The organism is Streptomyces griseus subsp. griseus, assembly GCF_000720255.1.
GTDB lineage: Bacteria > Actinomycetota > Actinomycetes > Streptomycetales > Streptomycetaceae > Streptomyces > Streptomyces griseus_I.
In genome coordinates this window covers 59,341-81,305 of the sequence record NZ_JOJE01000024.1, presented here as the reverse complement: position 1 = coordinate 81,305, position 21,965 = coordinate 59,341, and the positions used below count along the sequence as shown (strand labels likewise).

The following is a 21,965-nucleotide window of genomic DNA, read 5'->3' as shown; positions in this document are numbered from 1 at the left end:
GTGCCCGGTGCTATCCGGTCGCCCGGGGCGGGGCGCTGCTGTCCCGGATGGTCAGGGTCGGGCGCAGTAGCGTTAAAACGTTGGTCGGCGGCCGGCCGGAGTCGACGGCGCGCAGCAGCAGCTCGACGGCCTGCTGGGCCATCTCCCGCTTCGGGACGGTGACCGTGGTCAGCGCTGGTTGGACCCGACCGACCTGGGCGATGTCGTCGAAGCCGACGACGCTGACGTCGCTGGGGACCCGCCGCCCGGACCGGACCACCGCCTCGACGGCACCGAGGGCCAGGATGTCGTGGGTGGCGAAGATCGCCGTCAGTTCCGGATCCGCCTCCAGCGCCGCACAGCCCGCGTCGAAGCCGCCGGCGGCGTCGTCCCTGGTGCAGGGGAACACCTTGCGGTCGTCGATGGCCAGCCCGTGGTCGGCGAACGCCCGGCGCAACCCGGCCACGCGCGGCTCGTGCGCGGGGAGATCGGCGATCACCGCGACGTTCCGGTGGCCGAGGTCCCTTAGGTAGCGCCCGGCCAGGAACCCGGCGTGCTCGTAGTCGATGGACACCACCGGCAGCATGGTCGGCGGGTCCCCCTCCCAGGCGAACAGCGCGACCGGGAAGGCGGCCTCGACGAGCATCGGGATCTGCTGTGCGACGCCGTTGTCGCAGGCGACCAGCAGTGCGTCCACCGAGCGCGCGGCGAGGTTCTCCAGATGGGCCCGGGTGTAGTCGGGATCGTCGCGCGTCGTGGCGAGCAGCAGGTTGTATCCGTGGCCGACCAGGAGGTTCTCCACCTCCTCGACCACCTCCGAATAGAACGGGTTGGCCACCGACGGCACGAACAGCCCCACCGTCGACGTGCTGCCGGTGCGCAGCGAGCGCGCCACCAGGTTCGGCTTGTAGCCGAGGTCGGCGATCGCCTTGTTCACCTTCGCCAGGGTCTCCGGCCGTACCTTCTTGCCCGCAACCACGTTGGAGACGGTCTGCTTGGTGACCCCCGCTCTCGCGGCCACATCCGCCATTGTCACCACGTAGGCTCCCCAAAACTTTTATCGATCCACGAAAGTGGCGTCAGCGTAGGGCGGCTTTCGCAGGAGGGCAAGACTTCGCCCCGTGGCCGTGATTCAGCCGTTACGGAGCACGGTGAGGGCCCCACGAGGACGTCATGACTGTTTCCGCGACTTGACGTGCGCGGAGCATTGACGGTTCCGGAAATGCGGCAGTAACGTCCCCGCCACGCCGATCTTATGGATCGGTCAACGTGGCGGTGTGACCCCTGGCCTACCGCGCGCAACAACGCTTGATGTCACCTCGCGCTCCCGCGCTCGGTGCGTCGGGGTGGTCCTCTCGGCCGCGACGGCCCCCAACGGCTGCGGTCCGGCCGCGGCCCGGCCGCAGCATCGCGAATGCTCCGCGCCGTCTCCAGCAGGCGGCGAGCGCCTGAACAGACCTGGAGAGGTCTCGTCCTGAGGAGAGACAGACATGATCAGACCGGCCGGCGGCGACGCCGACCCGAACCCCGCCCCGGCGCGACGCGGCTCGCGCGTGAGACGCATCATCGCGGGCGCTGCCGGCGCCACCATCGCGGTGGCGAGCCTCATGCTCACCGGCGCCGTCCCCGCACAAGCCGCCACCACCGTCCACACGTACGCGCCGACGGGTGTGGGAGGCGGTACGGCGACGTCCCCGGACGTGGCGTCCACCAAGTACCAGGTGCAAGTCGCCGGCACGCCCGTCCAGGCTGTCCAGTACAACGCGAACCGCAACAACTTCGACATCGCGCGCTTCGCGTCGGACTCCCGGACACCGACGATCACGGTCACGCTGCCCAGCACCACGATCAACACGGTGAACGTCTACCCGGCGCGCTACTACCCGTCCGGCAGCGTCTCGGTGAGCACGGACAAGCACACCCTGACGTTCCAGATGTCAGCCGACGCCGGGTTGAACCAGGCGATCGTGATGGTCAACGGCGACTCGACCAATGCCACGGGACAGCCCTACCTGGCGGTCATCAACGACCCTCTGGAAGACCCGGCGCAGCGTCCGAACACCACGAGCGCACCGGACGGTTCCGGCGTCAACCTGCAAACCGGTGTCCTCAACTTCCAGGAGTTCGCCGCGAAGTACCTCGCGGCGCACCCGAACAGCACGGCTCAGAAGGCTCCCGCCGCGACGACGAGCTCCATGGCCGGCAAGACCGTCAACGGCACCGCCATCCCCGCCGGTCAGCAAACCTCGGCCGGCAGCCTGGTGAGCGCGAGCACCGCCAACGTGCGGTACCCGAAAGTGCGGGTGATGGCCGCCAACGACGTCACGTACGCCCTGAAGGCCGCCATCGACACCATCAAGGCCAACCCCACGGCGCTCAACACGCTCTACTTCCCGAACGGCACGTACGTGTGGTCCGGTCTCCTGGTCAACGGTCTGGACGGCAGCAAGCTCAAGGGCGGCAAGCTGAAGATCTACACCGACGAAGGGGCCCTGCTGAAGAACCGCGTCCAGGCGTACATGGAGGCGTTCGAGCCGGCGATCGGAATCATCAACTCGAGCAACATCGAAGTCGACGGCCGCGGGGTCTTCGACGGCAACGGCGTGGCGAACTACAACGCCAACAGCGGCGGTGACTCGCACGACGCCTACCGCAGCCAGCACCAGGGCGGCGTCATGGTCATGCACTCGTCGAACATCACGTTCAACGACACCTACGAGCGCAACGCGAAGCAGTGGAACTATGAGACCCACACCGCCAAGAGCGTGACGTTCAACAACATCAAGGCCCTCACCCCGTACGGCCAGCCGTGGATCGACGGGACGGACTTCGCGAGCGGCCAGGACATCACCGCCAACGGCGTCTTCACCCTCGGCAACGACGACGCGTTCGCCTCCGGCCACTACAACCCCAGCGACGGATTCGCCCCGCTGGCCCCCGGTGTGTGGAACAACTTCCAGCTCGGCACCTCCACCCCCGACGTCCAGGGCTATGTCAACGCGATAGGCGCCCACGACACCGTCGCCGACGACCTCGGGTTCGACACCTACCACTGGGACACCGAGGACACGAAGAACATCTCGGTCAGCAACACGCTGAACTGGTCCGTCGGTGCGGGCAACGCGATCCGCATCGGATGGTCGTCGTACGGACACCGGCTCACCAACTACACGTTCGACAACTTCAACTCCGTGTCGCCGTGGGCCGGCGGCATCTTCACGCACAACAGCCCCAACCCGTACCCGCGCATCCAGAGCATCGTGGTGAAGAACAGCTCGATCGACACCTCGCGGTTCACCAAGGGACCAATCGGGATCAACGGCGGCAACGGATCCACCCAGACCATCACCGCCGACCAGCAGGCGACCTACGGGTACGCCCCCAACCCCGACGGGTCGGGCACCGCGTACACGTACACCAGGGCCCCGATCGGCACCCTCAACCTCGACAACGTGTGGTTCTCGCAGCAGAACACGAGCAGCTCGATCACCGGCGTCACGAACGTGACGCTGAACAACATCCGCGTCGCCGGCCAGCTCGTCGAATACACCAGCCAATTGCCGCTGACGACGAGCGGGATCGGCACGCTGACCACCACCTACACGGGCGCGAACGGCCAGACCCAGAACGTCAAGGCCGGTGCCCTCACCAACGGCGACACCTGGGTGGGTGCGTGGACCGGCGACCAGACCAAGAACAACTCCTCGGACCTGACCCTCATCACCCGCAACACCGGGGTCGGCCTGATGGGCGAGCAGTACACCACAGGGTCCGGGGACGGAAAGCTCTCCTACATCCAGTTCCCCCTCAGCAGCCTCACCAGGGCACCGAGCCAGGCGACGCTCCATCTCACCTACGTCGGCCACCGCTATTCGTCGGTCCCGTCGACTGACACCGACCAACTCCTCGTGCAACCCGTCACCGACACCACCTGCACCGGCGGCGGCACGTCCTGCCCGATCAACACGATGACCTGGCAGAACCGGCCGAGCTTCACCGCCACGAACTCCTCCGTCGCGAAGTCGGCCACCTTCAACCTCGGTTCGACCGTCGTCGCCGAGGGCAGCGGGAACCACCAAAGCAACCCCGTCGACGGCCGCGACATCACCGTCGACATCACCTCCTTCGTCCAGAACGCCTACACGGCGGGTCAGTCCACGCTCCTGCTCGCCGTCGGCAACGCGGGGGGCACCAACCACGAGCTGCGCTTCGTCAGCTCCGAAGGCGCCACCGGCTCCGGGAAGCTCACCAACGGGACCGCCGAGATGGCGCCCGGGGTGACCATTACCCCGTAGACACCGTAGACACCGTAGACACCGTGGGCACTCGAGGCCGGCCCGTCCCCGTGGGACGGGCCGGCCTCAGCCGTCCGATTCTGCCGTCGACTGCTTTGTCCGCGCGAGCGCTGTCCACAGACCCGGCCCCCGGCGCCGCGCCCATGACGAACCACGAGATGCCACGCTGGCCGCCGCGCCACGTCGGCCGCCACCGCCAGGAGCACGTCGACGCCGCGAGATCTTGTGGCGTAGCCGCGTTCTTGCGCGCGGGCGTGTTCGGGTTCGCACTTGACCGTGACGATCTGCTCGTCCGGGTCGTCGGTGACGATCAGGAACACCTTTCCCGCGACCCTGTACACGTCGAGTCCGGGGGTGAAGGGGTATCCGTGGCTGACGTCGGGGAGGGGGAGGGCCGCCTGGCGGGCGGCGCCGTGGAGCCGGTCGCCGACCGCGCTCATCGGGCGGGCCGCGTTCCGGTGCCGTAGGTGTGCGGGTCGACGGGTCGCTCGGCCTTGGGTAGATGAGCGACGACGAGCCGGTAGGAGTCGGTGACGAGTTCCTCGACCAGCTTCTTGTCGACGCTTTCCCCGCCCTCCAGGGTGATCCAGTGCTTTTTGTTCATGTGGTAGCCGGGGGTGATGTGGCTGTACTGCTCCCGGAGGGCGTGGGCCTCGCCGGGGTCCGCCTTGAGGATCACGACGGGACGCCCGGGGACCTCGGTCATCAGCATGAACACCTTGCCGCGCACCTTGTAGACCTCCCAGTCGGGGCCGAAGGGGTGCTCCAGCTGGGCTCCGGGGAGTTCCTCCGCGCAGTCGGCGGCGGTCTTGTGCAGGGTCGGTCCGTTCATGGGTGGTGAACCTTCTCGTGTGGTGACGGACTGTGGCATTGAAGGAGACGGAGGGCGTGCCGCGCGGGCGTGGTGGCAGGTCCCATCCTTCCGGCGAAGCCGACTGCGAAGGGGGTAGGCTGCGGACACATGGTGGTCGATAAGCGACACTCCGGGCCCCGCGGGCAGGCCGGACCAGCTGCGGTTCCGCTGTACGGCTTCGCGCCCCCGGTCGGTACTCCCTACGGCCTGGAAGTGAGTACCGTCGAGGATTTCTTCGCCCAGCACGACGACTGGCCGTGGAACCCGCCCCGTCCGGGCCGTGCCACCTTCCACTACCTCATCGCCATCACCGAAGGTGAGCTGCTGCACGACGTCGACCACGTCACGCGGACCGTCGCACCCGGCCAGTGGCTGTGGGTGCGTCCCGGGCACGCGCAGTGCTGGCATCCGCCCGGCGCAGCCCGCGGCACCTTCCTCCTGTTCGAACCGGACGTGTTGCGGCCCGACCTCGCCCGCCTCCTGGCCCCGGTCACCGCGCACGAGGCCCCGGCGGTGCTCAGCCCACACCCCGACGACATCGCCTGGCTCCAGCAGACGGCACTCCAGCTGCTGGACGAACACCGCGCACTGGGGCGCCGCCCCCTCGACGTCCACCACGCCCTGCGCCGCAGCCTGCTCGAATCGCTGCTGCTGCGCCTGGCCAACTCCCCGGGCATCGTCCCGGTCGCCACGGCCACGGCCGGCACGGGGCGAGCCGACAGGTACGGACGCTTCCTCGACGCCCTGGAGCTGAACTTCCGCGAGCTGCACCAGGCCGCGGACTATGCCGAGTTGCTCGACTGCTCGGTCCGCACCCTCAGCCGTGCCGCCCGGCAGGCCACGGGCAAGGGGGTGCGTGAACTCATCGACGAGCGGCGTCTCTTGGAAGCCCGGCGCCTGCTGGGCGGCGCCCGGTGGGACGCCCGGACCGTGGCGGTCCACCTTGGCTTCACCGATCCCGCGAACTTCGGCCGCTTCTTCCGCGACCGCACCGGCCTCACCCCCGCCGCCTTCGCGGCCAGCGAGGCCCCGACCCACCCGTGAGTGGAGCACGACGGCTGGCCCACCTCTGACCACCCGCGGGCCGACCACCTTGCCGGGGCCCGGCTCGCGGTGGGTGGCGAACACCGGGTCTCGCACCGCCTTCTGGCTTTCAGCCCGGCTGGCAGAGCCCGGCCCTTCAGCCGTTTGCCGTATCGCTGCGGCCCCGACCTCGACGGCAGCTCACCAGTGCCGCCGCCCCATGCCGTGCCTGCTCGGCCGACTTCCCAAGCTCCTCCGGGCCCGCCGATGGCAGACCCCAGTCCACTCGACCTCCCCTCGGCTGCCTGGGCCACGAGAGAAAGCCAGTAAGGAAGTGTCACATGCTGACCACCAGGTGACCGCTGCACACCAGGAGCTATGTCGTATCCCGGGAAACGATGGGAGAGGTCACCGCGAGCGACCAGCCGCCGACTCACCGCGCGAAGCATCCGAACCGCGCCGGAAGGACATGTCATGACCGCCTCCGCTCCCAAGGCTCCGACTGCACCAGGGGTGCGGTCCTGGTGGGGGATCCCGTACGCCACCGCCGAGCGGTACCGCCGTCCCGTGGTCGCGGGCTTCGATCCGGGCCTCCCCTATGACCGTAAGGGTGTCGTCTCCGTCCAGCCCGACAGCGGTGACTGGCTCGAGGCGGACAGCGGGATGGGTGAGGACTGCCTGAACCTGAACGTGTGGGCTCCCGAGCAGCCGGCCGACATTGCGCTCCCGGTGACCGTGTACATCCACGGCGGCGGATTCGAGTATGGCGCGAACACGCAGATCACCTCGAACGCCGCCGGTCTCGCCGCGACGGGGCGCGTGGTGGGCGTGTCCATCAACTACCGGCTCGGCGCCCTGGGCCCGCTCTCGCTCTCGCAATACGGCGGGAAGCTCGCCCAGGCCAGCAACCTCTTCCTCCAGGACATCGTCGCCGCGCTCACCTGGATCCAGCGGAACATCGCCCACTTCGGCGGCGACCCCGACAACGTCACCGTCTACGGCCACAGCGGCGGCGCCTACTCCACCTTCGGACTGCTCGGGGCCTCCTCCGCCGACGGCCTGTACCGGCGCCTGGCCGGGTTCTCCGGCGGGCCCGCCCGCAGCATCCCGGCCTGGTGGGCCGAGGAACTCGCGCACCGGTTCGTCATCGAACTCGGTGTCGCGGACAACCCGGAGAAGCTGCTCGACCTCGACGCGGTCTCCCTGCGGGACGCCCTGCGCAAGGTCCTCCCGACGGATCTCGGAGTCCGTGGCGGGGTGGACAACCAGGCCACCGGCGTCGTCCTGGACATCGGGCAGCCCGGCGCGGTGGTGCACGCTCACCCCATGGACGTTCTCGCCTCGGGCGCGCACCGCGACGTGGACGTGCTGCTGAGCATGGCCAGCGACGACATGGGCTGGTGGGTGGCGAACGACCTCGACCGCTTCGACCCGGGCACCGTCGACCGCGTCGTTGACGAGGTCGCGGGGTGGCGTATTTCCCGCTCCCGCGCGCAGAAGATCGTCGATGTCTACGACCAGGGCGGCCGTACCCCTGCCGAGGTCCGCGCCGCGGTCATGGCGGACTACCTCTTCGCGCTCCCCGCCGCCCGCGGCGCCCTGGCCCACGCCGCCGCCGGCGGCAATGCTCACCTCCTCCTGATCGGCCCCGCCGAGGGCGCGCCCGCCGTGCACGGCACCGAGATGTACGCCTTGGTCGGCCAGGAACGGCCGGGCCGCAGTGCGGAGCAGGCCGAGCGTGACACCCGTATCCGCGACATCGTCCTCGACTTCGCCACCGGCGAGCACTCCCGCCTGTGGCCCGCCGTCACCGACAAGCCCACCGCGGAAACCGTCGGCAACTCTCCCTTCGAGGGCACCGCCCACTACCAGCAGGCCCTCGACCTGTGGGAAGGCATCGCCCGCCCCTGAGGGACGGCGGGCGATACGGAAGAGCGCGCGAGACACACGGAGTGAGGTACTCGACATGAGCCGACCGACAGCAGCCGGCGACGCCGCACCGGCGACGATGAGGGCCGTCGTCGTCACCCGGCCCGGTGGCCTGGACGCACTTCAGATCAAGGACGTCCCGGTGCCCGTACGCAAGCCCGGCTGGGTACGGATCAGGGTCAAGGCGTTCGGCGTCAACGAATCCGAAGTCACCACCCGCAAGGGAGAGTCGGACGCCGAGGTCACCTACCCGCGCATCCCCGGCATCGAGGGCGTCGGCGTGGTCGATGAGGCCGACGAGGACAGCGGGCTGCGGCCAGGTCATCAGGTGGCCACGATGATGGGCGGCATGGGCCGCTCGTACGACGGCTCGTACGCCCAGTACGTGACCGTCCCGGCGGCGCAGGTCATCCCGTTCGAGACCGGCCTGCCGTGGGAGGTCGTCGGCGCGCTGCCGGAGATGTTCCAGACCGCCTACGGATCGCTGACCACCGGCCTGGACCTCAAGGCCGGCCAGACGCTGCTGATCCGCGGCGGCACCTCAACGGTCGGCCTGAGCGCGGCCACGATCGCGAAGGATTTCGGAGCCACCGTGCTGTCCACCACCCGCAGCCCGGAGCGGGCCGGGCAACTGCGGGCGGCGGGCGTCGACCATCCCCTCGTGGACAACGGAACCCTCGCCGACCAGGTGCGCGTACTGATGCCGGATGGTGTCGACGCCGTACTGGAGCTGGTGGGCTGCTCGGTCCTCGCCGACACCCTCCGCACCGTCCGCCGCCACGGCACGGTCTGCTTCACCGGAGCCCTGGCGGGCCAGTGGACGATCTCCGGCTTCAGCCCGTACATGATCCCGGGCGGGGTGCGGCTGACCAGCTACGCGGGCGAGGCCGCCGACCTCCCCGCCGACGTCCTCGCCCACCAGCTCCAGGCGATCACCGAAGGACGCCTCAAGGTCCCGGTCGCGAAGGTCTACCACGGCCTGGAACAGCTCCGTGATGCCCAGGCTGACCTTGAGTCCGGCACCACGCCGGGCAAGCACGTCGTCGTCCTCGACGACTGAAATCGGATCGCGGGACGCGACAAGGTTCAGGATCGGGCGCGATAGCGGGTGAGCATGAGGGCGACGGCTTCGTCCACGACCGTGCTGTCGACAGGGTCGACGGGTGGGACGAAGTCGGTCCGTACGAGTTGGGGCCACAGGAGCTGGCCGCAGATCATGCCGAGGAACTGTTCGGCCACCGCGGATGCCGGCTGTAGCGTTGTGGGGGAGTTCCGCTTCAATGTGTGAGTGGGTCCTTACCGTGAGCTAAACGGTTCTCCTGCTTGCTCCTCAGCGGGGTGAGCTTGTCGAGATCCAGGCTGATCTCGAAAGGCACTGGCCGCTTCAGGGTGCCCCGGAAAATGACGGCGGGCGCGTAGGCGCCAGTCGGTTCGTCGAGTTCATAGACATGGACCACGGAGGCGCCGTCCTCGTCCTCGATGTACCAGTAGTGCGGGATGCTGGCCTCCGCGTACTTGCGGAGCTTGACCGTGCGGTCCCGGTGCGCAGACTCGGGTGAGACGACCTCGATGACCAGTCGCACCTCATCGGGCGCGAACCAGGTGCGGTCGCCGTCGTGGGCGGCCGTCGTCAAGAGCAGATCTGGCTCGGGCCGGTTTCGCTCGTCGAGGCAGGGTCCGCAGCGGGGCTGAGCCGGCCGGGAGCGTCCTACCAGAAGAGGCCGGCCGAGGCGCCGTGCGTGACGTTCTCGAGGATCGTGCGCAGCCACGGGCTGCGAACGGCCGGCAGCAGCCGGACCAAGGTGTGCTGGAACGTTCCCCGGTCGGCCCGGAACAGGTAGTGGGGGAGCAGAGGGAGCGGGTCGTCGCGGAGTACGTCCTGGGGTATGCGGCCCGACGCGGGAACTGGCACGTACGGATGGGGCGAGACCAGCCACAGCCACACCCCCATCGGCAGGGGCACCAGGCATGCCGACGCGGACGGGCCGACGGGGGTCCAGGTCTGACCCGTCTGGGGATGGACCGGTACGAGGAGGATGTCGACGCCCGCGTCGGGGGAGGGCCGTCCCGGTCCAGCCAGGACGGCACGCCGCTTTGGGGTACCTACGGGCAACAGGGCGTCGACCGCGCGTTGGAACATGTCCGCGGTCAGACCGTCGGGGACCTTCACCGGCTGCCCTTCGGAGGCCGCCAGCAGGTGGGCGAGCGCATGGCCGGCCGCCGCCTCCCACCGCGGACTCCACGACCAGTAGTGGTTCGACCCCGACCGTCCTCCCCACGTGGCAATCGGCTCGAACGGGGGTGTTTCCTCCCCTTCCTCTGCCAGCTCCGCCCAGGAGAGGGGCGCCGCGTGGGTACCGTCGACCGGGACGCGGTGCACGACATCCGGGCTGAGTCGCACAGCCTGCCAGAGCGAGCAGTCGTCGACCCTGGTTGCCACGGGGAGGTCACATGCCTCGCAGGCCATGTTGGGCCCGTCGGCTCCGTCGAGGCCACAGCAGGCACCGCCGCGCTTCTCAGGAATCAGCCGGGTTCCGCGGATGTCACCGGGCGCGATGACGCTCGCCCCGGGTGTGCTGTCGGACAGGGCGTGCACCGGCGCGTAGATGCCGCGTGCCTCCGCCTCGCCCGGATCGATCTCGTCCCACGTCCGCCATGGCCCTCCCCAAGGGTCCGGGTCCACGGCAAACGTCCCTGATTGCATGAGCACCGGAAGCTGAGCCCCGTTGCCGTACTTCTGACGAGCGTGGACCGGCAGTGAGACCTGGGACAGCGGGGTGGTCAACTCGGCACCACATCCCGCACACACGAAAACGAACAAACATGTCCTCCGTCCGGGAGTGAAGGGGGCTCGGGCCAACGCGGCACCGAGCACGCCCCGTGAGCTTGCCCTCGAACGTCCTGTCCGCTCAGCTCAGCAGGGCAGCCGTGAACGTCTTACGGCGGTCCACCAGCCACGTCTGCATACGGTCCCAGCGTTCCCATCCACCACGCTCGGCCAGTGCCTGGAGATAGACGGGGTCACCGTCGGCCACGCGGCCGGCGACGAAGGCCCGGCAGACCTCCGTGGCCTGCTCGATGACGCCGGGCAACTCGGCGCGGTCCCCCGCCGAGAGGCCATAGCTGTCGGCAAGGATCCGCAGCCGTGCGGGCGCGTCCAGCCCGGAGGGGTAGTAGGCAGCCGCGGACACGGGATCGAGCGCGGGCACCCAATAGCGGGCGGTCATGGCGATGTCCCAGAGGGGGCGACCCGGGGCCGCCAGGTCGAAATCGATCAGGGCAGCTGCACGACCGTCGCGGAAGACGACGTTCTCCGGGCACACGTCGTTGTGGCACAGCATCGTTCCCCCCTCCGGGTCGGCCAGGTCCCGGGGCCACTCGGCGTGGGTGTCGACCGCGAGAGCCGCGCTGGTCTCATGCAGGCGCCGCAGCAGGCTCCCCACCGATTCGAGGGCAGTCTTCGTCATCGCCCAGTCCGGGAACGGCGGCAGGGCCACGTCGCCTGGGATGAAGGTCAGCTGCTCGCGGCCATCCGCGGTGAGACCGACAGGGGCCGACGCCCCATCGAAGCCGTGCTCCTGCAGCGCAAGGAGATGGGCATGCAGAGCGCGCGCGTTGCGCGGTGCCGGGCGCTCCACCAACTCCCCCCGGCGGAATACCGCTCCCGCGTTCGCCATCCCGCCGACCAGCGCCTCGTCCTCAGCCGTCATGACGATCACGCTATCGCCGGATCGACCCGCGCGGGCCGGTCCCCCAAAACGGCATCGGTCACCTCTCCGGGTACAGGTCGGTACGGTCGATCCAGGTGGGGCGACGAAGACGTTGTCGCCGTCGGGGACTTCCGAGGCCTCCAGCAGGGACCGAGTGCGGGACTCCTCGACCCCGAGCCCCGCCACGCCCCCGAGCCCGCCAAGCCCCCGGCGAGCCCCACTTCACCCCCGAGGCCCCCCAGTGGACCCCCGCACCATCAGCTCCCCCCGGATCATCGCGATCCCCCCGGGCGGCGCCTCCTCGCGCCCCATCGCGATCCGCCCCGCCCGGGCCCCCGCCTCGGCCAGTGGCAACCGCACGGTCGTCAGGGAAGGCACCGCGTCGATGCTGAAGGGGAGGTCGTCGAAGCCGGCCACCGAGACGTCGTCGGGGATCCGCAGCCCGGAGTCCCGCAGCGCGGCGCACGCGCCCAGGGCGACGGAGTCGTTGGCCGCGACCACGGCCGTCAGGGAGGGGTCCCGGCGCAGCAGTTCCAGTGTCGCCTCGTAACCGGACCGCCGGTCGTAGCGGCCGTGGACGGTCCAGCGGGGGTCCTCGTCGATGCCGGCGGCCTCCAGCGCGGCCCGGTGGCCCTCCAGCCGGTGCCGGGTGGTCGTACGCTCCTCGGGGCCGGCGATGTAGCCGAGGCGCCGGTGGCCGAGGCCGAGGAGGTGCTCGGTGAGTTCACGGCCGCCGCCGCGGTTGTCGAAGGTGAGGGCGATGGCCCGGGTGTCCGGCGCCGGTGGCCGCCCGCACAGCACTACGCGCGTCCCGGCGTCCCCGAGCTTGCGCAGTTTCGACGCCATGGCCGTCGCGTGCGGCTCGTCCTCGATCGCGCCGCCGGTCAGCACCACGGCCGCGGCCCGCTGCCGCTGGAGCAGGGTGAGATAGGTCAGCTCGCGTTCCGGGGAGCCCCCGGTGTTGCAGACGACCGCGAGTCTCTCCCCGCCCGCGCGGCCGCCCGGGCCGCCGATCTCCGCCTGGATCGCGCTCGCCATGATCCCGAAGAAGGGGTCGGCGATGTCGTTGACCAGGATGCCGACCAGGTCGGAGGTGGCCGCGGCCAGGGCGCTCGCGGGGCCGTTGAGCACGTAGTCCAGCTCGTCCACCGCCCGCAGCACCCGCTCCCGGGTCGTCGCCGCCACTGGGTAGTTGCCGTTCAGTACGCGCGACACCGTCGCGGGGGAGACCTGGGCGCGGGCCGCCACGTCCGCCAGGGTCACCGTCATCTCGTCGTCCTCCGGTCGCGCATCTCGTCATACATCCACGTACGCCCTCGTACGCCCACGTAGACAGGCCGCCCCGCGGGCATGGTTCCGGGCGTGTCAAGCAATGTCGAAGCAATGCCGAAGCAATGTCGAGCAGACCTTACGGCCAAGGCCCCCAGTTGTTCGCCCCCTCGAACAACTCGGAGTGGACACGGTCTTGTCTGGACCGCTGGTCAGAGGCTAGCTTCTCACTAGATAGAAAGCGCTTGCTGTCACGCTCATCAGTAGGGGCGTACGGGGCGCGCACATTCGCGTACGACGCTGCGTACGACATCTACGAAGGGACAGCCGTGACACGCAAGACGGTGCGTATCGCCATGAACGGTGTGACCGGGCGCATGGGCTACCGCCAGCACCTGGTCCGCTCCATCCTGGCCATTCGCGAGCAGGGCGGCCTCGACCTCGGCGACGGCACCGTGCTGTGGCCGGAACCGATCCTGGTCGGCCGCCGGGAGCACGTGCTGAAGTCGCTGGCCGAGCAGCACGGCCTGGAGCACGTCTCGACGGACGTGGACGCGGTCCTCGCCGACCCGACCGTCGACATCTACTTCGACGCCCAGGTCACCTCCGCCCGCGAGGAGGCGATCAAGAAGGCGATCGCCGCCGGCAAGCACATCTACACGGAGAAGCCGACGGCGACCGGCCTCGAAGGTGCCCTGGAGCTGGCCCGGATCGCCAACGAGGCCGGCATCAAGCACGGTGTCGTCCAGGACAAGCTCTTCCTCCCCGGCCTGCTCAAGCTGAAGCGCCTCATCGACGGCGGCTTCTTCGGCCGGATCCTCTCCGTGCGCGGCGAGTTCGGCTACTGGGTCTTCGAGGGCGACTGGCAGGCCGCCCAGCGCCCGTCCTGGAACTACCGCGCCGAGGACGGCGGCGGCATCGTCGTCGACATGTTCCCGCACTGGGAGTACGTGCTCCACGAGCTGTTCGGCCGCGTGAAGTCCGTCCAGGCCATCGCCACCACCCACATCCCGCAGCGCTGGGACGAGAACGGCAAGCCCTACGACGCCACCGCCGACGACGCCGCCTACGGCATCTTCGAGCTCGACGGCGGCGCCATCGCCCAGATCAACTCCTCCTGGGCCGTCCGCGTCAACCGTGACGAGCTGGTCGAGTTCCAGGTCGACGGCACCGAGGGCTCGGCGGTCGCCGGCCTGCGTAACTGCCGCGTGCAGCACCGCAGCGCCACCCCCAAGCCCGTCTGGAACCCGGACATCCCGGCCACCGAGGTCTTCCGCGACCAGTGGCAGGAAGTGCCCGACAACGCGGACTTCGACAACGGCTTCAAGGCCCAGTGGGAGCTGTTCCTCAGGCACGTCTACGCCGGCGCCGACTACCACTGGGACCTGCTCGCCGGCGCCCGTGGCGTCCAGCTCGCCGAGCTGGGCCTGAAGTCGTCGGTCGAGGGCCGCCGTCTCGACGTCCCGGAGATCTCGCTGTGACCATCCAACTGCCAGACACGAACGGCCGGTTGCGGACCTACGAGCCCCGCACGGAACCCCTCGCCGTCTCCACCGGCTCACCCTTCACCTCCCGTACGGTGTTCTCGGCGGCGCACGTCGTCGCCGACCCGTACGCGGACGTGACGCCCGACTCGCCCGCCGCGGTCGACTGGGACGCGACCCTCGCCTTCCGCCGCCACCTGTGGTCCCAGGGACTCGGCGTCGCCGAGGCCATGGACACCGCACAGCGCGGCATGGGCCTGGACTGGGCGGGCGCTGCCGAGCTGATCCGCCGCAGCGCCGCCGAGGCCAAGGCGGTCGGCGGTCTGATCGCCTGCGGTGTCGGCACCGACCAGCTGACCGGCCCGGCGACGCTGGACGAGGTCCGCGCGGCCTACGAGGAGCAGCTCGCCCTCGTCGAGGCCTCCGGCGCCCAGGCCATCCTGATGGCCTCCCGCGCCCTGGCGGCCGCCGCCAAGGGCCCCGAGGACTACCTGGAGGTCTACGGCCACCTGCTGCGCCAGTCCGCCGAGCCGGTGATCCTGCACTGGCTGGGCCCGATGTTCGACCCGGCGCTCGAGGGCTACTGGGGCTCGTCCGACCTGGACGCGGCCACGGACACCTTCCTGGAGGTCATCGCAGCCCACCCGGACAAGGTCGACGGCATCAAGGTCTCACTCCTGGAGGCCCAGCGCGAGATCGACATCCGCCGCCGGCTGCCGCAGGGTGTGCGCTGCTACACGGGCGACGACTTCAACTACCCCGAGCTGATCGCGGGTGACGAGCAGGGCTTCAGCCACGCACTGCTCGGCATCTTCGACCCGCTGGGCCCGTTGGCCGCGGAGGCGGTACGGGTGCTGGACACGGGGAACGTGGCCGGGTTCCGTAACCTCCTGGACCCGACGGTCGAACTGTCCCGGCACCTCTTCCAGGCCCCCACCCGCTTCTACAAGACGGGTGTGGTCTTCCTGGCCTGGCTGGCCGGCCACCAGTCCCACTTCACCATGGTGGGCGGCCTCCAGTCGGCCCGTTCCCTCCCGCACTTCAGCCGTGCCTACGAACTCGCCGACGGACTGGGCCTGTTCCCGGACCCGAAGCTGGCGGAGGAGCGGATGAAGAACCTGCTCGCCCTGTACGGAGTGTCCCAGTGAGCGCCGCCGATCTCGCCCGCTTCAGCATCAACCAGATGACGGTCAAGCAGCTGTCGATGCCGGAACTGGTCGACGCCTGCCTGGAGCTGGGAGTGCCGGGCGTCGGGCTGTGGCGGGAGCCGGTCCAGACGTACGGTCTGGAGGCGACGGCCAAGCTGGTCCGGGACGCGGGCCTGACGGTCACGACCCTGTGCCGTGGCGGTTTCTTCACGGCGATCGACCCGCAGGAACGCGCGCGGGCCCTGGCCGACAACCGCCGCGCGATCGACGAGGCGGCGACCCTGGGCACGGACGTGCTCGTCCTGGTCTCCGGCGGTCTGCCGGCCGGTTCGAAGGACCTGCGGGGCGCGCGGGAGCGGATCGCCGACGCGCTGGCCGAGCTGGGCCCGTACGCGGAGCAGCACGGTGTGAAGCTGGCCATCGAGCCGCTGCACCCGATGTACGCCTCCGACCGCTGTGTGGTCTCCACTCTCGGCCAGGCCCTGGACCTCGCGGAACGCTTCCCCGCGCACCAGGTGGGCGTGACAGTGGACACGTACCACATCTGGTGGGACGACACGGCGCCGGAGCAGATCGCGCGGGCGGGTGCGGGCGGTCGTATCCACACCTTCCAACTCGCCGACTGGACGACCCCGTTGCCGGAGGGTGTGCTCACCGGACGCGGTCAGATCGGTGACGGCGCGATCGACATGCGCGAGTGGCAGCGCTACGTCGAGGCCGCCGGCTACACCGGCCCCATCGAGGTCGAGCTGTTCAACGACGGCCTGTGGGCCCGTGACGGCCGCGAGGTGCTGGCGGAGACGGCGGCGCGGTTCGTGGAGCACGTGGACCGCTGACGTTGTCGAGGGGTGGCCGGGGGCCCACGCGCTGTGGGCCCCCGGCCACCCCTCGACATGTGGTCATCCGAACATGCCGGGCTGGTAGTCGCCTGCGGGCTGCTGGACGATGACGTTCACGCGGTTGTACGCGTTGATGAGGGCGATGAGGGAGACCAGGGCGGCGAGCTGGTCCTCGTCGTAGTGCTTGGCCGCGTTCTCCCAGGCCGCGTCCGTGACCCCACCGGCCGCGTCGGCGATACGGGTGCCCTGCTCCGTCAGCTCCAGCGCTGCGCGCTCGGCGTCCGTGAACACCTTCGCCTCTCTCCAGGCCGCGACCATGTGGAGGCGCTGTGCGGTCTCCCCGGCCGCGGTGGCGTCCTTGGTGTGCATGTCGGTGCAGAAGCCGCAGCCGTTGATCTGGCTGGCCCGGATCTTCACCAGCTCCTGCGTGGCGCTCGGCAGGGTCGAGTCCGCGATCGCCTTGCCCGCCGAGTTGATGTACCGGAAGAACTTGGCCGCGACCGGGTTGCCGAAGAGGTCCAAGCGAGCGTCCATGGTGAACTCCTGTGTCGTCGTGGTGGGTTACACCTCTTAGACACCGGGGCTCGCCCGGATGTGACAGGTCTGCCGGGTCAGATTTTCCCGCCGCCGCGCGCACGACCGGTCGGTGGCTGGAGACCGTCGAAGACGACGGCGAGCATCCGGTCCCGTACGTCCTTGTCGAGGTGGGCGTGGGCGGCCGCTCGGGAGGCGCCGACCAGCAGGGCGTACACCTCGGGCAGTGCTACGTCGCCTCGGACCGCGCCGGCGCGCTGGGCATGCTGGAGCAGGGCACCGACGGCACGCCGCAGCCCCTCGGACGCCCGAGCGGCGTCACCCTCGTTGTCGCCGCTGGCCTTGAGCAGGGCCTCGGAGATGGCGATCTTGCCGGCCGCGTCGGCGACGAGACGGCTGAAGAAGTCGAAGAACGCCGGGCCCGGTTCCGTGGCGTCCCGCAGAGCGTCGGCCTGCTCGCGCAGGCGGTCGAACCGCTGGACCAGTACGGCCTCCAGCAACGCCGCCTTGGTGGGGAAGTGCCGGAAGACGGTGGCGATGCCGACGCCCGCCAGGCGGGCCACCTCCTCGGTGGACGCGGACTCGCCGCCGTTGCCGAAGACCTCCTCGGCGACGTTCAGGATGCGCTCGCGGTTGGTTCGCGCGTCGGCGCGTTGCGGACGTCTGCCGTCGGGCTCTCGGTTGTTGCTCATCGCTCACTCACCCGTTCGCCAGTATCCGAAGTCGCGACTCCGTATAGTCGGAGTCGCGACTTCGGATGGTAGTTCGCCGCCCCGATGGTGTGTCGGGGCCGATGACGGGAGAGTGCCATGACCCAAGTCCTCAGCCCCAGCGAGGTCTTCCTCGCGCTGGTGAACGGCGTCGCGGAGGGCCGTTGGCACGAGCTGCCCGACCTGTACGCGGAGCAGACTCACGTCGTGCACCCGTTCGACCCGCTCCGGGCCGCCGCGCTCCGTACCCGGGACGAACTGCGCGAGCACTTCAGGCCGACCGGCGAGGGCCCTCGACTGGACCGGGTGGCAACCAACATCACGATTCACGAGACGACCGATCCCGAGGTGATCGTGGCCGAGTTCGAATACCGGGGAACCGTCGTGGAGACGGGGGAACCCTTCGCGCTGCCCGGCGTTTTCGTGCTGCGGGTGCGCAACGGTGAGATCGTCAGCTCACGCGACTACTTCGATCACGTGACGGCAGCCCGGGTGCGCGGCAGGCTCGACGCGCTGGTCGAGGCCCTGGATCGTTCGTAGCAGCCCGCCGGTGAGATCCGCACCTGCGAAGGGCCGCCACCCGGAGGCAGCGGCCCTTCGGTCCGGTCGGCCACTCGCTCAGAGGAAGCCGTTCAGGGCAAACCAGTCGCCGGCCGTCTCCGCGCGGGAGCCCAGCGTGCCGTTGCCGCGGCCCGGGTACACGAGCAGGCAACCGACACCGCGGCAGCTTTCGCCGCGGTAGCTGCTCTTGGTGATGGCGACGAGGTCGGCACGGCCGTCGCCGGTGACATCACCGAGGCCCAGGAACGAGTCCATGACGTTCCAGCCGCTGTTGCCGATCAGCACACGGGACCCGAGGGCCCCGGCCTTGCCCGGGTACAGCCACAGCTGCCCGGTGGAGGCCTGGCGGGCGATCAGGTCCGCACGGCCGTCACCGTTCATGTCGCCCGCCCCGACCAGGGCACTCATGCCGTTCCAGCCGCTGTTGCCGATGAGCTTGCGTGCCGCGAGGGTGCCCGTACCGGTGCCGGGGTACAGCCAGAGCTTGCCGGTGGCCTTCTCGACGGCCAGCACGTCCGAGCGGCCGTCACCGGAGAGGTCACCGTAGGAGACGACCCGGCTCATGGCGTTCCAGCCGCCGTTGCCGATGAGCTTGCGGGTACCGAGGCTGCCGTTGCCGGCGCCCGGGTAGAGCCACAGCTTCCCGGTGGACGCCTCGCGGGCGATCACGTCCTCCCGGCCGTCACCGCTGAAGTCGCCGTGCCGGACGAGGGCGTTCATGGCGTTCCAGCCGCTCTTGCCGACCAGTTGCCCGCTGCCGTCGCCGCGCAGGAACCACAGCCGACCCGCCTTGTCCCGGACCAGGACGTCGGCCTGGAGGTCGGCGTTCAGATCACCGAAGCCGGACGCCTGGGGCGCGGCCGACGTGTACCACTCGGGGTAGGCCGGGAAGTTGCACTCCCGGGCGGTGGGGACGAGGCTCACCGAGCTCACGGTGGGATCCGAGTGGCCCCACTCGGTACCCGCGGGGTCGGGGTCCCACACCGAGACGCCGACGGTCCGTTCGTAGTTCGGCTCGTCGTGCAGACAGGCGAACTCGGACGTGCGGTTCACGACGGACTGGAACGTGTTGTCCCAGCTCCCCAGCGTCGCCTTGTTCGTGTTCGTCTTGAACATGGTGCCCGTGCCGTCCATGGTCTTCCAGGCACAGAAATAGCCCGCCGGGCAGTCGCTGATCGCGGCCTGCGCGGGCGCCGCGCCCGCACCGAGCAGCCCGAGCGAGGTGAGCCCCAGCGTCGTGGCCAGCGTGGCCAGGCGCCGAAGCGGTGATATACGCATGTCTTCCCTCCCTGACGCGACGCGGAGAAACGCTCGACGCGCCGCGGGAGGAAGATACCTTGCCAGGAGCAGAAGGATCTCCCCAGGTCACCCGGCCTCAGAGCCAGCGCTGCGCCGCCTCGACGCTGTCGCCACCGCTGGTGTTGAACGCGATGGCGGCCTGCGGCGCGTGCCGGCGGACCAGGTTCACGATCTGCTCGAAGAGCGGAAGCAATTGCTCCGTCTTGCGGATCCCGCCCCCGACGACGATCACGTCCCACGGACGCTCGGTCAACGACGCGACGAGGGTCGTCTCGGCCGAGCCGTCGAACACGAGCAGCGTCATGCCCGCGTCGACGCCGTGCTCCCCGAACCGCTCCAACTCGGCATCGAGGGCCGTACGAAGGGCCTTCCCGTCGACGCCGGGTATCGCCTGCGGGTCGTAACCGACAACAAGTACGGAAGCCATGCGGCCAACTTACGTGGACACGGCTCCGAACTCCTCCCGCTCCAGGGGAGGATGCATGGTGTTCAGCCACACAGTCGCCGGCGTCGAGGTGACCGACCGGGCCTCGACGGTGACCGGCGGTTCGCGTTGGTCGACCGGGAGACGGGGAAGGTCTCGTATCTCCGCCCCGGACGGCCAGAGCTGGCAGGACTCCGACGCCGACGTCCACAACGCTCTCGGCGCTCGTGGGGCGTGACGTGACGTCCCGAGGGGCTCCGCGCAGGTCGTGACGGGTGGGGCGGTGCGGGAGGGCGACGAGGTACGGCTTTCCGTCGGCGTAGGGTGTGGAGCCTGAAAAAACTCCGGAAAGAAAACGGAACGGGGATGCAACCCTTTCCCCATCCAGAGGGTCATACATGGCGTCAGGACTTCTGGAGGGGGATCCGGGGGGATCGCGGGGGTTCTGATCGTGGAGGGGAAAAGCCGAGGGGGCCCGGTCGACGGACCGGGCCCCCTCGAATCATCCACAACCGGGTCAGAAGAAGACCCCGCACCTCAGCAGCACGTTCGCGTACGGCCGGGCCTCCCCCGTCCGCACCACCAGCCGCGCCCCGGCCGACAGCTCCTTCAGCCGCTCGTGGGACACCAGCGCCAGCTCGGGAAAGCGACCGTCCAGCAGCGCCGCCGCCGAAGGATTCGCCGCCCGCACCTCCTCCGCCGCCGTCGCGCCCTCCACCACCAGCTCGGTCAGCAGCCCCTCCAACACCTCCGCGAAAGACGGCACCCCGGCCCGGAACGCCAGGTCCACCACGCGCGGGCCGTCCGGTATCGGCATGCCCGCGTCGCACACCAGCACCCCGTCCCCGTGGCCCAGCTCGGCCAGGGCGCCCGCGAGATGCCGGTTCAGGATTCCGCCCTTCTTCACAGCCCCTCGACCCCCGCCGGCCCCTCGACCTCCGCCGCCGTGGGGAACGACTCCTGCGCCCCCCGCCGCGTCACCGCCGCCGCGCCCACCCGTGCCGCGTACGCCGCCGCCTCCGCGAGAGCGGAACCCGCACCGAGCCGCCACGCCAGCGCCGCCGTGAACGCGTCACCCGCGCCGGTCGTGTCCACGGCGTCCACCTGCACCGACGCCACCCGCGCGACCCCGGCCGAGGACGCCACCAGCGCCCCCTCCGCACCCAGCGTCACGACCACCGACCGCGGCCCCTTGGCCAGCAGCAGCCGGGCCCAGTCCTCGGGCCGGTCGCTCACGCAGGACTCGCCCAGGATCACCCGCGCCTCGTGCTCGTTGACGATCAACGGGTCGCAGGCCGCGAGGACCTCGGAGGGGAGCGGGCGAGGCGGGGACGGGTTCAGGACGAAGCGGCTTCCCTCGGGCAGACTCCGTACGACCTCCACCACCGTCTCCAGCGGGATCTCCAGCTGGGTCGAGACCACGCGCGACGCGTGGAAGAGGCCACCGGCGGCCCGGACGTCCTCCGGCGTCAGCCGGCCGTTCGCACCCGGGGACACCACGATGCTGTTGTCGCCCGACGGGTCCACCGTGATCAGCGCGACCCCGGTCGGCGCGCCGCCGACCAGGACGCCCACCGTGTCGACGCCGGCCTCCCGCTGGGAGTCCAGCAGCAGCCGCCCGTGCGCGTCGTCGCCGATGCGGGCCAGCAGGGCCGTACGGGCGCCGAGACGGGCCGCGGCGACGGCCTGGTTCGCGCCCTTGCCGCCCGGGTGGACGGCCAGGTCGGAGCCGAGCACCGTTTCCCCGGCCTCCGGCCGCCGCTCCACGCCGATCACCAGGTCGGCGTTGGCCGACCCTACGACCAACAGGTCGTAGTCGTACATGAGTTGACTCCCCTGTGTACGTGCCTGTGTACGTACCTTCGTACGTGACTGTCTACGTGACCGAAGGCGGGCGGTCGTCGTGAC

At 70.0% G+C, this 21,965-nt stretch carries 21 protein-coding genes and 1 pseudogene; 8 read left to right on the top strand and 14 right to left on the bottom strand.

Annotation, left to right across the window (positions count from 1 at the left end):
- Nucleotides 1-10: 10 nt before the first annotated feature.
- Entirely contained in the window at nucleotides 11-1,009 is a 999-nt protein-coding gene (locus IG99_RS28270; protein ID WP_107056040.1) for a LacI family DNA-binding transcriptional regulator, read from the bottom strand.
- Nucleotides 1,010-1,469: 460 nt separating this feature from the next.
- On the opposite strand from IG99_RS28270, the gene IG99_RS28265 reads away from it, so the two are divergent.
- Nucleotides 1,470-4,274 (top strand): DNRLRE domain-containing protein, encoded by a 2,805-nt coding sequence (locus tag IG99_RS28265; RefSeq protein ID WP_037678552.1) that lies wholly within the window; start codon nucleotides 1,470-1,472, stop codon nucleotides 4,272-4,274.
- 254 nt (nucleotides 4,275-4,528) lie between these two features.
- Here the strand turns inward: IG99_RS28265 and IG99_RS46085 are convergent.
- Together IG99_RS46085 and IG99_RS28260 are read right to left on the bottom strand one after the other, a co-directional pair.
- A pseudogene (locus IG99_RS46085) lies at nucleotides 4,529-4,714 on the bottom strand (MmcQ/YjbR family DNA-binding protein); the annotation flags it as partial.
- Entirely contained in the window at nucleotides 4,711-5,106 is a 396-nt protein-coding gene (locus IG99_RS28260; protein ID WP_037678550.1) for an MmcQ/YjbR family DNA-binding protein, read from the bottom strand. The pseudogene IG99_RS46085 and the gene IG99_RS28260, both read right to left, overlap by 4 nt.
- A 129-nt stretch (nucleotides 5,107-5,235) precedes the next feature.
- Here IG99_RS28260 and IG99_RS28255 point away from each other — a divergent pair, with 129 nt between their 5' ends.
- From IG99_RS28255 to IG99_RS28245, 3 genes are all read left to right on the top strand, one after another.
- Nucleotides 5,236-6,171 carry a helix-turn-helix domain-containing protein gene (locus IG99_RS28255; protein WP_037678547.1) on the top strand — a complete coding sequence of 312 codons (936 nt, stop codon included), beginning with the start codon at nucleotides 5,236-5,238 and terminating at the stop codon, nucleotides 6,169-6,171.
- 453 nt (nucleotides 6,172-6,624) lie between these two features.
- Entirely contained in the window at nucleotides 6,625-8,061 is a 1,437-nt protein-coding gene (locus IG99_RS28250) for a carboxylesterase family protein (RefSeq protein WP_037678544.1), read from the top strand.
- A gap of 55 nt (nucleotides 8,062-8,116) precedes the next feature.
- Nucleotides 8,117-9,139 carry an alcohol dehydrogenase catalytic domain-containing protein gene (locus IG99_RS28245; RefSeq protein ID WP_037678541.1) on the top strand — a complete coding sequence of 341 codons (1,023 nt, stop codon included), beginning with the start codon at nucleotides 8,117-8,119 and terminating at the stop codon, nucleotides 9,137-9,139.
- A gap of 26 nt (nucleotides 9,140-9,165) precedes the next feature.
- Here IG99_RS28245 and IG99_RS46080 read toward each other — a convergent pair whose 3' ends face one another.
- The 5 genes from IG99_RS46080 to IG99_RS28225 all read right to left on the bottom strand — a co-directional run bounded on the left by IG99_RS46080 (nucleotide 9,166) and on the right by IG99_RS28225 (nucleotide 13,058).
- Nucleotides 9,166-9,318 (bottom strand): TetR/AcrR family transcriptional regulator C-terminal domain-containing protein, encoded by a 153-nt coding sequence (locus IG99_RS46080; RefSeq protein WP_234311980.1) that lies wholly within the window; start codon nucleotides 9,316-9,318, stop codon nucleotides 9,166-9,168.
- Between the two features lie 38 nt (nucleotides 9,319-9,356).
- Nucleotides 9,357-9,848 carry a Uma2 family endonuclease gene (locus IG99_RS28240; protein WP_267882568.1) on the bottom strand — a complete coding sequence of 164 codons (492 nt, stop codon included), beginning with the start codon at nucleotides 9,846-9,848 and terminating at the stop codon, nucleotides 9,357-9,359.
- Nucleotides 9,788-10,900, bottom strand: a complete 1,113-nt coding sequence (locus tag IG99_RS28235) for a hypothetical protein (RefSeq protein ID WP_037678539.1) — start codon at nucleotides 10,898-10,900, stop codon at nucleotides 9,788-9,790. The genes IG99_RS28240 and IG99_RS28235 overlap by 61 nt, the downstream gene beginning before the upstream one ends.
- Before the next feature lie 88 nt (nucleotides 10,901-10,988).
- Entirely contained in the window at nucleotides 10,989-11,789 is an 801-nt protein-coding gene (locus IG99_RS28230; protein ID WP_037678620.1) for a phosphotransferase, read from the bottom strand.
- A gap of 222 nt (nucleotides 11,790-12,011) precedes the next feature.
- On the bottom strand, nucleotides 12,012-13,058 hold the full coding sequence (locus tag IG99_RS28225) for a LacI family DNA-binding transcriptional regulator (protein ID WP_037678536.1): 1,047 nt from the start codon (nucleotides 13,056-13,058) through the stop codon (nucleotides 12,012-12,014).
- Nucleotides 13,059-13,387: 329 nt separating this feature from the next.
- Here IG99_RS28225 and IG99_RS28220 point away from each other — a divergent pair, with 329 nt between their 5' ends.
- The 3 genes from IG99_RS28220 to IG99_RS28210 are packed head-to-tail and all read left to right on the top strand — an operon-like array spanning nucleotide 13,388 to nucleotide 16,526.
- The gene (locus IG99_RS28220) at nucleotides 13,388-14,539 is read left to right on the top strand and encodes a Gfo/Idh/MocA family protein (RefSeq protein WP_037678533.1); all 1,152 of its coding nucleotides are present in this window, start codon (nucleotides 13,388-13,390) and stop codon (nucleotides 14,537-14,539) included.
- Nucleotides 14,536-15,690 (top strand): dihydrodipicolinate synthase family protein, encoded by a 1,155-nt coding sequence (locus IG99_RS28215; RefSeq protein ID WP_037678529.1) that lies wholly within the window; start codon nucleotides 14,536-14,538, stop codon nucleotides 15,688-15,690. The genes IG99_RS28220 and IG99_RS28215 overlap by 4 nt, the downstream gene beginning before the upstream one ends.
- Nucleotides 15,691-15,725: 35 nt before the next feature.
- The gene (locus IG99_RS28210) at nucleotides 15,726-16,526 is read left to right on the top strand and encodes a sugar phosphate isomerase/epimerase family protein (RefSeq protein WP_051865984.1); all 801 of its coding nucleotides are present in this window, start codon (nucleotides 15,726-15,728) and stop codon (nucleotides 16,524-16,526) included.
- A 63-nt stretch (nucleotides 16,527-16,589) separates the two neighbouring features.
- Here IG99_RS28210 and IG99_RS28205 read toward each other — a convergent pair whose 3' ends face one another.
- Complete coding sequence (locus IG99_RS28205) at nucleotides 16,590-17,063, bottom strand: carboxymuconolactone decarboxylase family protein (RefSeq protein ID WP_037678520.1); 474 nt, start codon at nucleotides 17,061-17,063, stop codon at nucleotides 16,590-16,592.
- Nucleotides 17,064-17,140: 77 nt separating this feature from the next.
- The gene (locus IG99_RS28200; RefSeq protein WP_037678519.1) at nucleotides 17,141-17,755 is read right to left on the bottom strand and encodes a TetR/AcrR family transcriptional regulator; all 615 of its coding nucleotides are present in this window, start codon (nucleotides 17,753-17,755) and stop codon (nucleotides 17,141-17,143) included.
- Between the two features lie 117 nt (nucleotides 17,756-17,872).
- On the opposite strand from IG99_RS28200, the gene IG99_RS28195 reads away from it, so the two are divergent.
- On the top strand, nucleotides 17,873-18,313 hold the full coding sequence (locus IG99_RS28195; protein WP_037678516.1) for a nuclear transport factor 2 family protein: 441 nt from the start codon (nucleotides 17,873-17,875) through the stop codon (nucleotides 18,311-18,313).
- Between the two features lie 78 nt (nucleotides 18,314-18,391).
- Here the strand turns inward: IG99_RS28195 and IG99_RS28190 are convergent, their stop codons facing one another.
- From IG99_RS28190 to IG99_RS28170, 4 genes are all read right to left on the bottom strand, one after another.
- Complete coding sequence (locus IG99_RS28190) at nucleotides 18,392-19,612, bottom strand: FG-GAP-like repeat-containing protein (protein WP_037678514.1); 1,221 nt, start codon at nucleotides 19,610-19,612, stop codon at nucleotides 18,392-18,394.
- A 97-nt stretch (nucleotides 19,613-19,709) separates the two neighbouring features.
- Nucleotides 19,710-20,060: a hypothetical protein gene (locus IG99_RS28185; RefSeq protein ID WP_037678511.1), complete on the bottom strand. Its 351-nt coding sequence runs from the start codon at nucleotides 20,058-20,060 to the stop codon at nucleotides 19,710-19,712.
- Between the two features lie 514 nt (nucleotides 20,061-20,574).
- The gene (rbsD, locus tag IG99_RS28175) at nucleotides 20,575-20,964 is read right to left on the bottom strand and encodes a D-ribose pyranase (protein ID WP_037678506.1); all 390 of its coding nucleotides are present in this window, start codon (nucleotides 20,962-20,964) and stop codon (nucleotides 20,575-20,577) included.
- Nucleotides 20,961-21,881: a ribokinase gene (locus tag IG99_RS28170; RefSeq protein WP_037678503.1), complete on the bottom strand. Its 921-nt coding sequence runs from the start codon at nucleotides 21,879-21,881 to the stop codon at nucleotides 20,961-20,963. The genes rbsD and IG99_RS28170 overlap by 4 nt, the downstream gene beginning before the upstream one ends.
- Between the last annotated feature and the right edge of the window lie 84 nt (nucleotides 21,882-21,965).